Origin of the sequence: Rhodovulum viride, from assembly GCF_003265965.1 — a bacterium.
In the GTDB taxonomy this organism is placed as follows: Bacteria; Pseudomonadota; Alphaproteobacteria; order Rhodobacterales; family Rhodobacteraceae; genus Rhodovulum; species Rhodovulum kholense.
On sequence record NZ_MUAV01000023.1, the window covers coordinates 1 to 12,498 of the forward strand.

The window sequence follows — 12,498 nt, forward strand, 5'->3', positions numbered from 1 at the left end:
CGGCAATGTCGGCACCTTCGGCGGCGGGCGGGCGGCCCTCTACCGCCGCCGCGAATACCTCGCGGACTGAGCCATGATCGAGGCCACCGACCACGCGATCCGCACCCTTCTGGCGCTTCTGGGCGCGCTGGTGCTGGTCTGGCTCCGCACCGATGGCATGGCGCTGATCGCGCGCATGGGCATCGTGCTGGCCTCGGGCGCCACACGCGCACCGCGCGGCCGGGCATGGTCCTGGCGGATGCGGACTGCGAGGCCCTGCTGCGGCCCGAGGTCCGCGACTATCGTGCCCGGTTGCTGACCTTCTTCTCGGCCGAGACGCGCGCCCGGCGCCTGAACGCGGGCGACGTGCGGGGCGCCTGCGAGGGCCTGACCTGGTGGAACAAGGCGGGTGAAGAGGTCGTCAAGCGGGTCGGGCAACTCGTTCCATTACCGTAACTCGTCCAAATCTATCGCGCGCGAGACATCACGGGTCGGCACAAAACGCGGCGGTGCGGCACGAAGGGCTGAGGCATCTTCGCTCGTGGCCTCGTCGTTGCCGAGATCCGCCATCATGTCAGAGCGCAGATCGATCGGCGCGGATATTCCCTTCTCATCCAAACACGGCATCGGATTTGGAATGAAATATGAACCTTTCAGGATGAAATCCGCATGCGGTTGCGCTTCCAGATTCGCTTGGGACATGCCCTCCGGCAAGCCGTCGAAAAGTCCGTCCGGAGGCAGAAAATTACCGTTCTCGAACGGAAGTCTCTCCAAATGGCCGGGTTCGAATTTCCTCCCGTCCTCCATCAACGACTTCCAATCAGCCGTCAGCATGTGCTCCCCTCAAGCGACGGGTCGGCAGCTGCGCGCCCAATCGGCCCATTCGGCCGGGTAATGCGGGTGGCCGCGCAAATCGGTATTGTCGATCCCGAAAGCAACCGAGGCCGCGGCCGCCTCCAGGCACCAGTAGCCGACATAGGTACTGTTCTCGCCAAGATCCTCCGCCCGCGTGGTCTGGGCCGCAAGCTCGGTTGCCATCTCATCATACCAACCCTTCAGGAATCTCCCCAAATGATGCGGACGTGCGAAATCGGGTTCTTCGGGGTCTATGGCGAGCCACAGGTTCTGATAGGCACTGGGCCAATGAACCGGACTTTGCGGGGGATATCGTCAAGACCAAGCTGACGTCGGAAGGCTGACCAGATCCGGTCGTAGCCGCCATAATCGCGCTTGGTCAGATCGAACTGATCGAGGGCATCGAAGAAGGCCTTCGCCTCGGCCTGCCCGGCGCAGCACAGGACGAGCATAGAGATAAATCGGAGGAAGGTGTCTTAACCGAAACGAGCGATGCCATCGGGCATCTCGGTCCCGAAGCGGGCAACCATTTCCGGGCAAAGATGCCCAACCGCACGCAGTCCTGGCGCGATAACCTCAGGCATAGGCGCGCCAGCGGAATAGAGGCAAAGCGAGGTTTTGAACAACGCATGAAGAAGCGGATTTCCTTTCCCTCCCTGTTTCAGGGGCCCGGTGGTGGTTGACGGTAGCTTTTCTCGTATGCCTCAAGATCCTCGTATTGGCACGCCAAGGCCTGCCTCCAGAATTCCGGGGGTGCCAGTTTGTCTCTCATTGCTTTCTCCGGGTTGGGGCAGGAATGGGCAAACCGTCTTCATCAAGCCAGACTTTTGTTACCTTTCCGGTTTTATCGACTGTTCAAGAGAACAGCATCATAACCGTCATTCATTGCCCGGCGAGCCTGTCGGCTCAGGTTTGCGTTTCCCAAACGAGCTTCGATCCAACGTTGCGACATCTGCAGGACTCCCTTGGAGGTCATACTCTGCCTGGAACTTAGCGCCTTCGCATCGGACAGGATGTGGCGCGGGGGCGGACCGGGATCGACATATACCGCGTCGATCTTGTTCGGCCCGGTGGTGGGGCCATCCATCGTCATCGCCGGATCGCCGGCCTTTTCCCAGCCCTCGTCAACCGCGTAGCGATCAGCCACGGTCTTGCCCCAGCGGCCCTTCAGGTAGTTGTTGTTTGTCGGCCGATCCGTGACCCGGGTCGCCGCAAGGTAGTGATCGAGACCGCTCTGCGTCAGGGCGGCATCGATCTGCTGCAGGATTTCCTTGCGGAACGCCGGGTCGGTCGCCAGCAGATAGACCGTCTCGAACAAGGCGACCGCCGATGGCAGGGCCGTGCGACGGCCGCCCGGGTGCGGAAAGGAGGGCGCGGAAGGGGCAGGGGGACGGAGCGACCCGGCGGGTCAGGAATTGACCAGCGTGTCGAGCCGGGCGATTTCGGCTTCATCGATCGGCTTTCGCAGAAAGCTGCGGACGGCCGGAAAGCTTTCGGCGCGTTCGACATCGGTCTCGCTTTCCGAGCTGGTCAGGATCACCACGACCGAATCCTTCAGGTGGTCCGGCCAGTTTTCGGCGATTTCCTCGAGAAATTCGAAACCGTTCATGCGCGGCATGTTTATGTCGATGATGAGCGCGTCGATCTTGGGGCAGTCCGGCGTTCGCAGGAAATGAATGGCGTCTTCGGCCATGCCGAATTCAAGCATCGTGTCGACGAGGCCGGTCTTATGAATAAGCCGCTTCACCATCTTCCGTTCGAACCGGCAATCGTCGATCATCATGAGTGTGTTGATCACCGTTCTTCTCCTTCAGGAAAATCGTGAAACGGCTGCCGTTCTCGGGTGCGGACTGAATCGCAATACGTCCCCCATGATTGAGGCTTACTCTTTGGCAGATGGCAAGTCCAAGTCCGCTGCCGGGATACAATTCGGTGTCATTGAGCCGGGTGAAAACCTGGAAAATCCGGCGATGGAATTTCGGATCGATCCCTATCCCCCGATCGGACACGGAAAACGCGACCATTCCGTGCGGTGCTGCGACCGGCTCTATGTCGATCTGCGGCGCATCTCCGGGGCGGTGGAACTTGATCGCGTTGCCGATGAGGTTTTGCAACAATTGATGCAGCTGACGCGGATTGCCAATAAGGCTTGGCAGGTCCCCGACTCGGATCTCGGCGCCGCTCGCGGCGATATCGGCGGTCAGGTCCTGAAGCACGTCGGCGGCGACCTTGCTCAGATCGACGGGTTCGACTGCGACTTCGCCGCCGACCGCGCGGGTGTAGTCCAGGACGTCGCTGATCATCCGGCCCATGCGTTCGAGAATTTCCTTCATGTCTGCAACCAGTTGCACATCATCGTCGGGCAGCTTTCCGGCGACGGAGTCGGTCAGCGCGTTGGCGATCAGCCTCAGCGTGCTGATCGGCGACTTGAGATCGTGCGAGGTCGCATAGGCGAAGTCGCGCAGTTCGGAATTGGTCCGCTCGACAATGGAGATCTGGTCGCGCAGCTCGGCGTTCAGCGTCTCGATCTCGGCCAGGTGCCTGCGTTCGCGGGTGACGTTCAGCACCATGACCAGGATCGACCCGCCGGTCAGGGCAAAGCTCGACCAGCGGAAGCTTTGCCCGGTCGTGGTCCGGAACTCGTAGGAATAGCCGTCGGTCAGGGCGGGCCCCGACAGGCCCGCAGCCAGCGCGGCGGGGGATTTGGTGCCCCAATGGGCGGCGTCGGCCGCGATCAGCGCGTTGATCGCGTCGCGGTAGACGGCGCCTTCGCGGATCAGCTCCGGACCCGAGGGGCTGACCGCGCGGGCGGCGGCATTGGCGAACTCGATCCGGCCGTTCGGCGCGACCATCAGAAGCCCCAGCGGAATCCGCTCGATCATGTTTGCGGTGAAGCGCAGGCGCTCTTGCCGGATGCGGTGGCGCTGAAACGGGATATAGCTCAGCGCGAGGACCGCCACGGTGACGATTGCGGCCAAAAGCGACAGCACTCGACCTTCGGTCCAGAACCCCCGGGGCTCGAGCCAGGCGGCGCGCAGGTCCTGATAGCGCTGCGAGGCCAGATAGCCGGGCATCACCAGGTTCAGGGCCTCGCGGATCGAGGGCAGGCCCCGCCGCAGTGCCGGCGCCAGATAGGTCGTTTCCAGCGGATAGTCGACCTGAACGACCCGGTCCTCGCGATGCATCTCGGACAGGGTGCGGCGGAGTGCGCTGCTTTCGGCCAGGATCGTGTCGATCCGGCCCTCCAGCAGCGCCGTCACCAGTTCGTCATAGGTTTCGAAACGCTGGACGTCGCTGGAATGGCGGCGGGCGACCGCAACCGCGACCCCGGCCCCCCAGGCGCCGACCCGCGCCTTGGCCAGCCCGTCGAACAGGTCCCGGCTGTCGCTGCGCACGAAGACGCCGATATCGAGGGCCTGGATCGGCAGCGCAAAATCCATTCTCTCCCTGCGTTCCGGGGTGATGCCGACCAGGGGCAGGATGTCGATGCCGCCCTGCGGGCCCTTGGCCCAGACCTCGGGCGGAACGGGCACGAATTGCAGCTGAAGCCCCAGCAGCTTGCCCAGATCGCGGATCACCTCGACCGCAAAGCCGGTGGTCGATCCGTCGTCATTGACCTGCGTGAAGGGCGGCAGGTTCACGACGCCCACGGTCAACACCTCGGGCAGGGGCGGCGGCGGATCGACGAACCACTGCCGCCGCAAAGCGGCGAGCGTTCCGTTGGCTTCGAGCGTGTCGATGGCGGCATTGATCGGACCAAGCAGATCGGCGCGGCTTTTATGGATGGCGATGACCCGCTCGATCGGCCTGACGGGCGGTCCGACGGCGGCAATCCGGTTGTCCAGCCGAACGCCATGGGCCAGCCCGACCATCCAGTCCTCGGCCAGCAGGGCGCCGTCGATCTCGCCCGACAGAAGCCGGATCAGCAGGGCATCGGCGTTCTCGAAGACCACGGGCCGGTTGCGGTCCAGCACCTCGGACGACCCCGAGCCCGCATATTGCCGGACCGTGCCGATGCGCTTGTTCACCGGGGTTACGAAGTCCGGGTTCCGCTCGTTCTCGATGCGGATGAAAAGCCGGACCTCGGTCCGCCCGACCGGTTTCGAGAAGAGGTTGGTCGCTTGCAGCGCGGGAAGGCGCGCGATGGCGGTCATCAGCGTGGTTTCGCCGTCGATCTGGGCCTGGATCCGCGGTTGAAGACCGTCGAAGCGCCGAAGCTCGATGGGCACGCCCATGGTCTCGGACAGGGCCCGGACCACGTCCGCCGAGAACCCGGTCGCTTCGCCATCGTCGCTGATCTGGCCGAAGGGGGCATTCTCGAGCCATCCCGCGACGATCGGCGCCGACGCGGCGTCGGGGGCGGTCTGCTGGGCCGTCTGGGCAGTCTGGGCGGACAGGGGGGACGGAAGACAGGCTGCGAGGCAAAGAAGCCCCGCAACAAGTGCCCACGCGCCTCGCCAGATTGCCGAACCTGAACTCCGACGTTCCAATTTGGTCTCCGACCTTCGCCCCATCCGCCAGAATTAGGCAACACATCTTGACGTTAGGTTAATCTGGCATGGTAGCAGAGAGTTTTCGCATTCCAAAGTGGGGGATTCACGATCCCTCCGGGCCGGAATTCGGGCGGGCAATATGGCTGCGGCTTCCGGCCCGGCCTGTGTGATCAATCCGACAAGTCGTGTTCGATCCCCGACCGATCAGAAGAAAAATACTTGAAAAACAGTTTCGTATAACTTGGCACACGGTGTGCTATGCCTTCGATATGAACTTTTAATATATAACGCAGGGCGCGGCGCCCGGTGTCCGCCGGACAGAGCGACGCCCCGATGCCGCGCAACGGAAGGATCTGACCCAGATGCTGCTGCTTGACGATACAGCTCTCGCCTGCCTCCTGAAACGGGATACGACCGCCGCGCTTTCCGTCGGCACCGGGCCGGTCCGGCCGGGCCGGATGACCTCGGTCGCGATGCGGGCCCGACGCAGCGGTACGATTTGCGGCACCGAAGAGGCCGCGCGGATGTTCGCTCTGCTGGGTTGTGCCGCGGATATTGCCGCCGAAAGCGGAACGCGGGTGCGGCCCGGCGATTTGCTGATCGCGGCGCGGGGGCCGGCCGAGGCGCTGGTGGGGGCCGCGCAGGCGGTGCAGACCCTGCTGGAATGGGCCTCGGGCGTCGCCGACAGCGCCGCGCGCATCGTGCAGGCCGTGCGCCGGGCCAATCCGGCGGTGGCGGTCGCCTGTCCGCGCAAGGCCATCCCCGGCGCGCGGCCGCTGGCGTTGAAGGCGGTGGCGGCGGGAGGCGCTGCGATCCATCCGGTGCTGCAGCCCGACGCGGCGCTGGTGCTGGCCGAATGCCGGGCGCTCGGCGGGACAGAGACGCTGACCGACCGGATCGCGGGCCGGCGGCTGGCGGCGCCGGGCGCGCGGCTCGCGGTCGAGGTGCGCGACCGCCACGAGGCACTGGAGGCCGCGGGCTTCGGCGCCGACATCCTTCTGTTGACCCGGATGGCGCCCGATGCTGTCGCCGCCACCTTGCGCGCGCTGGGACCGGACTGGCCGGGCGAGGTCCTGGCCGCCGGGCCGATCCCCGCCGAGGCCGCCCCGGCCTATGCCAAAAGCGGTATTCACGCCCTGGTCACCTCGGCGCCCTATCACGCGCTTCCGGCCGAGATCGAACTGGTCTACGAGGCGGGCTAGGCGGGTTCCGAAATCTCGATCAGGTTGAGGTCCGGGTCGCGCAGATAGATCGACCGGATCGGCCCGGTCGCCCCGGTGCGCGCCACCGGCCCTTCGACCGGGCGGAGGCCGCGCGCGGCCAGCGCCGCGATCACGTCGTCAAGCGGCCGGTCGGCCAGAAAGCACAGATCGAGCGCGCCCGGCACCGGCAGATGCGCCTTGGGTTCGAACTCGTGGCCCTTGACGTGAATGTTGATCTTCTGGCGCCCGAAACACAGCGCCTTGCGCCCCGCGCCGAAGGTTTCCAGCCGAAGGCCAAGACCCTCCACATAGAAGGCCAGACAGGCCTCTTCGTCGGCGGTGGTCAGCACCAGATGATCGAGCGCGGAAATCATTGCGGCGCCACTCTGCCATGACCGTCCCGCCCAATGAAAGGTTGATTTTTCCGCGCGCAAGGGGCACTCGTGCCCGATAGTCTGCCAGCCGGAAAGTCACGATCATGCCCGCATACCGTTCCCGTACCAGCACCCATGGCCGCAACATGGCCGGCGCCCGCGGTCTCTGGCGCGCCACCGGCGTGAAGGAGGGCGATTTCGGCAAGCCGATCATCGCCATCGTGAACTCCTTCACCCAGTTCGTGCCGGGTCATGTGCATCTCAAGGATCTTGGCCAGATGGTCGCCCGCGAGGTCGAGGCGGCAGGCGGCATCGCCAAGGAATTCGACACCATCGCCGTCGATGACGGCATCGCGATGGGCCATGACGGGATGCTGTATTCGCTGCCCTCGCGCGAACTGATCGCGGATTCGGTCGAATACATGGTCAACGCCCATTGCGCCGATGCGATGATCTGCATCTCGAATTGCGACAAGATCACCCCCGGCATGCTGATGGCGGCGCTGCGGCTGAACATTCCCGCGATCTTCGTCTCGGGCGGGCCGATGGAGGCGGGCAAGGTCACGCTGGGCGACGGGCGCGTGGTGTCGCTCGACCTGATCGACGCCATGGTCGCGGCCGCCGACGACAAGGTGTCGGACGAGGATCTGGCCAAGATCGAGGCCGCCGCCTGTCCGACCTGCGGGTCCTGTTCGGGCATGTTCACCGCGAACTCGATGAACTGCCTGACCGAGGCGCTGGGGCTGTCGCTGCCGGGCAACGGCTCGACGCTGGCGACGCATGCCTTCCGCAAGGAGCTGTTCCTCGAGGCCGGGCGCCGCGCGGTCGAGATGTGCCGCCGCTACTATGAACAGGACGATGCCAGCGTGCTGCCGCGCTCGATCGCGACGAAGGCCGCGTTCGAGAACGCCATGGCGCTCGATATCGCGATGGGCGGGTCGACCAACACGGTGCTGCATATCCTCGCTGCCGCGCAGGAGGCCGAGGTCGATTTCACCATGGACGACATCGACGCGCTGTCGCGCAAGGTGCCCTGCCTGTGCAAGGTCGCGCCCAACGCCGCCAATGTCCATGTCGAGGACGTGCACCGCGCGGGCGGGATCATGGCGATCCTGGGCGAGCTGGACCGCGGCGGGCTGATCGACCGCGACTGCGCCACGGTGCATGAACCGACGCTGGGCGCGGCCATCGACAAATGGGATATCGGCCGGTCGAACGATCCCGAGGCGCGCGAACTGTTCCTCGCGGCCCCCGGCGGCGTGCCCTCGCAAGAGGCGTTCAGCCAGTCCTCGACCTGGCCCTCGCTCGACACCGACCGCAAGGCCGGGGTAATCCGCTCGGTCGAGACGCCGTTCTCGAAGGATGGCGGGCTTGCGGTCCTGAAGGGCAATATCGCGCTCGACGGCTGCATCGTGAAGACGGCGGGCGTCGACGAGTCGATCCTGGTCTTCTCGGGGCCCGCGAAGGTCTATGAAAGCCAGGACGCCGCCGTGTCGGGCATCCTGACCGGCAAGGTCGAGGCGGGCGATGTGGTGGTGATCCGTTATGAGGGGCCGAAGGGCGGGCCGGGCATGCAGGAGATGCTGTACCCGACCTCCTATCTGAAATCGAAGGGCCTGGGCAAAGCCTGCGCGCTGATCACCGACGGGCGGTTCTCGGGCGGCACCTCGGGGCTGTCGATCGGGCATGCCTCGCCCGAGGCGGCCTCGGGCGGCACCATCGGTCTGGTGCAGGATGGCGATCTGATCGAGATCGACATCCCGAACCGCACGATCAACCTTGCCGTCTCCGAGGACGAACTGGCCGCCCGCCGCGCCGCGCAGGAGGCGAAGGGCTGGAAACCGGCCGAGCCGCGCAAGCGTCACGTTTCGCAGGCGCTGAAGGCCTATGCCCATTTCGCGGCCTCGGCCGACAAGGGCGCGGTCCGGATCGTTCCGGAATAATCGGCCGAGCACGGGTCTGGCGGGCGCGACGCCGCGCCCCGTTTTCCCGGGCGGGCGCAGGGCCTTAGGCTCTGCCCCGAAGACCGCTGCCAAGGAGCCGAGACCATGACCGATACCACGCTGTCGCCCCGGCCCCGGCGGGTCTTTCTGCTGGGCGCGACCGGCACCATCGGCCGCGCCACCGCCCAGGCGCTGCTGGCGCGGGGGCATGAGGTGGTCTGTTTCGTGCGGCCGCGCGTCGGAGAGGACCCGGGGCGCGGGCTGCCCGCCGGGGTGACCGTCCGCACCGGCGATGTCACCGATCCCGCCTCGCTGGCCCGCGACGGGTTTTGCGGCCAGCGGTTCGAGGCGCTGGTCTCCTGCCTTGCCTCGCGCACCGGCACGCCGCGCGATGCCTGGGCCATCGACCACAAGGCGCAGTCCGATGCGCTGACGGCGGCCCGCGCCGCCGGGGTGAGCCAGGCGGTGCTTCTGTCCGCGATCTGCGTGCAGAAGCCGACCCTTGCCTTCCAGCAGGCCAAGCTGGCCTTCGAGGCCGAACTGAGGACCTCGGGCCTGACATGGTCCATCGTGCGCCCCACGGCCTTCTTCAAGTCGCTCTCGGGGCAGGTCGAGCGGGTCAAGGCCGGCAAGCCCTTCCTCGTCTTCGGCGACGGGCGCCTGACCGCCTGCAAGCCGATCAGCGATGCCGATCTGGGGCGCTTCATGGCCGACTGCCTCGACGATCCGGCCCTGCAGAACCGGGTGCTGCCCATCGGCGGCCCGGGGCCTGCGATCACGCCCCGCGATCAGGGCGAGGAGCTCTTCCGCCTGCTGGGGCGCGAGCCGAAATTCCGCGAGGTGCCGGTGGCGATGATGGACGCGATCATCGCCATTCTCTCGGCGCTGGGCCGGGTCGTGCCCCGGTTCCGCGACAAGGCCGAATTCGCGCGGATCGGGCGCTATTACGGGACCGAGTCAATGCTGGTCCTGAACCCCGAGACGGGTCTTTACGACGCCGAGGCCACGCCCGAATACGGATCGGACCGGCTTTACGACTATTACGCGCGGCTTGTGAGCGGCGAGGACCGCGCCGATCTGGGCGAACACGCGGCCTTCTGAACCGCGCCCCTCAGGCCAGCGAACGCCAGAAGCGCGGCGTCAGCAGCACCAGAACGGTCAGCATCTCGAGCCGCCCCAGATACATGCCGATGGCCAGGATCGTCTTGGCCTTGTCCGACAGCGGCTGGAAGGTGCCGGCAGGCCCGATGATGTCGCCGACACCCGGTCCCACATTCGCCAGCGCCGTGATCGCGCCGCTCAGCGCCGTTTCGCCGTCGAGCCCGACAAGGGTCAGAAGGCTCGCGATCACCGCAAAGCTCAGGGCGTACATCGAGAAGAAGCCGATCACGCTCGACACGATGTCCTCGTCGATCACCCGGCCCTCGTAGCGGATGCGATAGACCCCGTGCGGATAGCGCACCGACCGGATGCCCTCGCGCACCAGCCGGTACATGATCACCCAGCGCATCGCCTTGGCCCCGCCCGCAGTCGAGCCGGTACAGCCGCCAACCGCCGTCAGGATCACGAAGGCTGACACCGCGACCGGACCCCATGTGGTGTAATCGGTCGTCGCATAGCCCGTGGTCGAGACCACCGAGACCACGTTGAAGGCCACCAGCCGCAGCGCCGCGAGGAAGGGCATGTCCGAGGTCAGGCCCAGCCACAGCGACAGCGGCAGGATCACCGCGGCCAGCGTCTTGAGCATCGCGCCGACCTGCTCGCTGCGGAATTTCCCGTGATAGACGCTGCGGATGTACCACGAGAAGGGCACCGAGCCGAGCACCATGAACAGCGTGCAGGTCCATTGCAGGAACGGGTTGGCGAAGAACCCGAAGGACGCGTCATGGGTCGAATAGCCCCCGGTCGAGAGCGTGGTCATGGCATGGGTCACGGCGTCGAAGACGCTCATCCCCCCGGCGCGGTAGAGCACGCCGCAAAGCGTCATCAGCGAGACATAGACCAGCAGCGTCGCCGCCGCGAACTGGGTGGCGTTGCGCAGCTCCTTCTCGCCCTTGTCCGAACTTTCGGTGCGGAAAAGCTGCATGCCGCCGACCTTCAGCACCGGCAAAAGCGCGATCCCGGTGCCGATGAAGCCGACGCCGCCCAGCGCCTGCAGCAGCGCGCGCCACATCAGGATGCCCTTCGGCGTGCTGTCGAGCCCGGTCATCACCGTCGAGCCGGTGGTGGTGATCCCCGACATGGCCTCGAAGAAGGCATCCGCCGCCGAAAGCTTCCACAGATAAAGCGGCACGGCCCCGCCGATGGCCGCGACCAGCCAGACCGAGGCCGTCAGCATGAAGGCATGGGGCAGGCGCAGCGCCTCGAAGGAGGACCGCGAGGCAACCGCGATCAGCGTGCCGATCAGCCCCAGCTGAAAGGTCGCCTCGGCGAAGACGCCCCGCGTTTCGGGATACAAAAGGGCCACGGTTGCCGACATCAGAGCCAGCAGCCCAAGCACAAGCCCGTTGGCAAAGAAGACGACGTTCAAACCGGATTCCCTTTGCGCGACATTGCCATCCCGGGCGGGGGATTTCCAGATGCCCGAAACCGGCACTTGCGGGGCGGTCCCGGAGGCGGGGGCTGCGGAAATACCGGCTTCCCCAGGGGCAGGCAGCGGTGTAATCTCGTGCCCGGACTATTCAGACAATCCGTTTTCAACGTCGGCCGCGGGCGCCGGGCCAGAGGGGTTCGGGCGGTCGCTTCGGGCAAACGGGACGGAAGGGTCGTCGCGGTCCGCTGTCCGGTCGCTCTTGCGGGGCGAGAGGGCAGGCGGGCGCGCACGGGAAGGGCCCTTTTCGAACCGGACCGCCAGGGGGGCGCATTTCAGCTTCGCCGGTTCCCGGGGACGCCGCCGCGGCATGCGGGCGGCCGCTTCGGCCCGGTTCTCAGGGAGAAGACATCGTGAAAGTCATACCATTGCTGCTGGCGCTTGGCGCCGGCCTTTCGGCCTCGTGTGTTCATGCGACCGGCGCGGCCGCGCCTGCGGATGCGGCGACGATCGAGCGCGGCGCCTATCTGGCGCGGATCATGGATTGCGCGGGCTGCCACATGCCGCGCGGCGCCGACGGTGTGCCGGCCTTTTCCGCCGGGCTCTCGGGCGGCACGGTCGGGTTCGAGATGCCGGGGCTTGGCATCTTCTGGCCGCCGAACCTGACCCCGGACGCGACCGGGCTCGGCGACTGGAGCGCCGATCAGATCCTGACCGCGATCCGTGCGGGGATCCGGCCCGACGGGCGGGTTCTGGCGCCGGTGATGCCCTGGGCCTCCTATGCCGGGCTCACCGACGAGGACGGCGCGGCTCTGGTCGCCTATCTGCAATCCCTGGCGCCGGTCGCGGCAAGGACCCCGCCGCCGGCTGAGACCGCCGACAGGGCGGCCGGACCGTTCTTCCGCGTGACGCTGCCGTCCCAATAAGCTCCAATGAGCCGGGGACCGCGGGGCGCGACGGCATGCGCCCCACGGTTCTGGCCGACGCGCGCCCCGCGCGGCGTTCCCGGGGGCGTCGCCTGTCGGGGTCCCGGCACCTGCCGTTGCGTCATCGCTCCAACCGATCCGCGCGGGGTGCGGCGGGCTGTGCCTGCCTCCAACGGTTCGACCAGCGCCGCTTTCA

12 protein-coding genes and 1 pseudogene are annotated in these 12,498 nt (G+C 66.4%); 6 read left to right on the forward strand and 7 right to left on the reverse strand.

Annotation, left to right across the window (positions count from 1 at the left end; genetic code table 11):
* Positions 1-73: 73 nt before the first annotated feature.
* Complete coding sequence (locus BYZ73_RS16500) at positions 74-298, forward strand: hypothetical protein (RefSeq protein WP_112316789.1); 225 nt, start codon at positions 74-76, stop codon at positions 296-298.
* Entirely contained in the window at positions 292-435 is a 144-nt protein-coding gene (locus BYZ73_RS22440; protein WP_181498088.1) for a glycoside hydrolase family protein, read from the forward strand. The genes BYZ73_RS16500 and BYZ73_RS22440 overlap by 7 nt, the downstream gene beginning before the upstream one ends.
* Here BYZ73_RS22440 and BYZ73_RS16505 read toward each other — a convergent pair.
* From BYZ73_RS16505 to BYZ73_RS16530, 5 genes and pseudogenes are all read right to left on the reverse strand, one after another.
* Entirely contained in the window at positions 427-813 is a 387-nt protein-coding gene (locus BYZ73_RS16505) for a hypothetical protein (protein ID WP_112316790.1), read from the reverse strand. The genes BYZ73_RS22440 and BYZ73_RS16505 overlap by 9 nt on opposite strands.
* A gap of 9 nt (positions 814-822) precedes the next feature.
* Positions 823-1,116 (reverse strand): annotated as a pseudogene (locus BYZ73_RS16510) (PoNe immunity protein domain-containing protein); the annotation flags it as partial.
* 562 nt (positions 1,117-1,678) lie between these two features.
* Complete coding sequence (locus BYZ73_RS16520) at positions 1,679-2,152, reverse strand: hypothetical protein (protein ID WP_112316792.1); 474 nt, start codon at positions 2,150-2,152, stop codon at positions 1,679-1,681.
* Positions 2,153-2,242: 90 nt separating this feature from the next.
* Positions 2,243-2,632: a response regulator gene (locus tag BYZ73_RS16525; RefSeq protein ID WP_146176210.1), complete on the reverse strand. Its 390-nt coding sequence runs from the start codon at positions 2,630-2,632 to the stop codon at positions 2,243-2,245.
* Positions 2,562-5,348 carry a transporter substrate-binding domain-containing protein gene (locus BYZ73_RS16530; protein ID WP_112316793.1) on the reverse strand — a complete coding sequence of 929 codons (2,787 nt, stop codon included), beginning with the start codon at positions 5,346-5,348 and terminating at the stop codon, positions 2,562-2,564. The genes BYZ73_RS16525 and BYZ73_RS16530 overlap by 71 nt, the downstream gene beginning before the upstream one ends.
* Before the next feature lie 341 nt (positions 5,349-5,689).
* Between BYZ73_RS16530 and BYZ73_RS16535 the strand changes: the two genes are divergently transcribed.
* Positions 5,690-6,529 (forward strand): beta/alpha barrel domain-containing protein, encoded by an 840-nt coding sequence (locus tag BYZ73_RS16535; protein ID WP_112316794.1) that lies wholly within the window; start codon positions 5,690-5,692, stop codon positions 6,527-6,529.
* Here the strand turns inward: BYZ73_RS16535 and BYZ73_RS16540 are convergent.
* Complete coding sequence (locus BYZ73_RS16540; protein WP_108023097.1) at positions 6,526-6,903, reverse strand: VOC family protein; 378 nt, start codon at positions 6,901-6,903, stop codon at positions 6,526-6,528. The two genes, BYZ73_RS16535 and BYZ73_RS16540, sit on opposite strands and share 4 nt — an antisense overlap.
* 104 nt (positions 6,904-7,007) lie before the next feature.
* On the opposite strand from BYZ73_RS16540, the gene ilvD reads away from it, so the two are divergent.
* Complete coding sequence (gene ilvD / locus BYZ73_RS16545; protein ID WP_112316795.1) at positions 7,008-8,846, forward strand: dihydroxy-acid dehydratase; 1,839 nt, start codon at positions 7,008-7,010, stop codon at positions 8,844-8,846.
* Between the two features lie 105 nt (positions 8,847-8,951).
* Entirely contained in the window at positions 8,952-9,947 is a 996-nt protein-coding gene (locus BYZ73_RS16550; protein WP_112316796.1) for an NAD(P)H-binding protein, read from the forward strand.
* Between the two features lie 10 nt (positions 9,948-9,957).
* Here BYZ73_RS16550 and BYZ73_RS16555 read toward each other — a convergent pair whose 3' ends face one another.
* Positions 9,958-11,376 carry a TrkH family potassium uptake protein gene (locus BYZ73_RS16555; protein ID WP_112316797.1) on the reverse strand — a complete coding sequence of 473 codons (1,419 nt, stop codon included), beginning with the start codon at positions 11,374-11,376 and terminating at the stop codon, positions 9,958-9,960.
* 413 nt (positions 11,377-11,789) lie between these two features.
* On the opposite strand from BYZ73_RS16555, the gene BYZ73_RS16560 reads away from it, so the two are divergent.
* Positions 11,790-12,302 carry a c-type cytochrome gene (locus BYZ73_RS16560; protein ID WP_220086854.1) on the forward strand — a complete coding sequence of 171 codons (513 nt, stop codon included), beginning with the start codon at positions 11,790-11,792 and terminating at the stop codon, positions 12,300-12,302.
* Positions 12,303-12,498 lie beyond the last annotated feature (196 nt).

Excerpts from the sequence above, each read along its gene's own strand:
- ilvD (WP_112316795.1), top strand. The coding sequence starts at position 7,008 with ATGCCCGCATACCGTTCCCGTACCAGCACCCATGGCCGCAACATGGCC.
- BYZ73_RS16500 (WP_112316789.1), top strand. The coding sequence starts at position 74 with ATGATCGAGGCCACCGACCACGCGATCCGCACCCTTCTGGCGCTTCTG.
- BYZ73_RS16535 (WP_112316794.1), top strand. The coding sequence starts at position 5,690 with ATGCTGCTGCTTGACGATACAGCTCTCGCCTGCCTCCTGAAACGGGAT.
- BYZ73_RS16505 (WP_112316790.1), bottom strand. The coding sequence starts at position 813 with ATGCTGACGGCTGATTGGAAGTCGTTGATGGAGGACGGGAGGAAATTC.
- BYZ73_RS16550 (WP_112316796.1), top strand. The coding sequence starts at position 8,952 with ATGACCGATACCACGCTGTCGCCCCGGCCCCGGCGGGTCTTTCTGCTG.
- BYZ73_RS16540 (WP_108023097.1), bottom strand. The coding sequence starts at position 6,903 with ATGATTTCCGCGCTCGATCATCTGGTGCTGACCACCGCCGACGAAGAG.
- BYZ73_RS16530 (WP_112316793.1), bottom strand. The coding sequence starts at position 5,348 with ATGGGGCGAAGGTCGGAGACCAAATTGGAACGTCGGAGTTCAGGTTCG.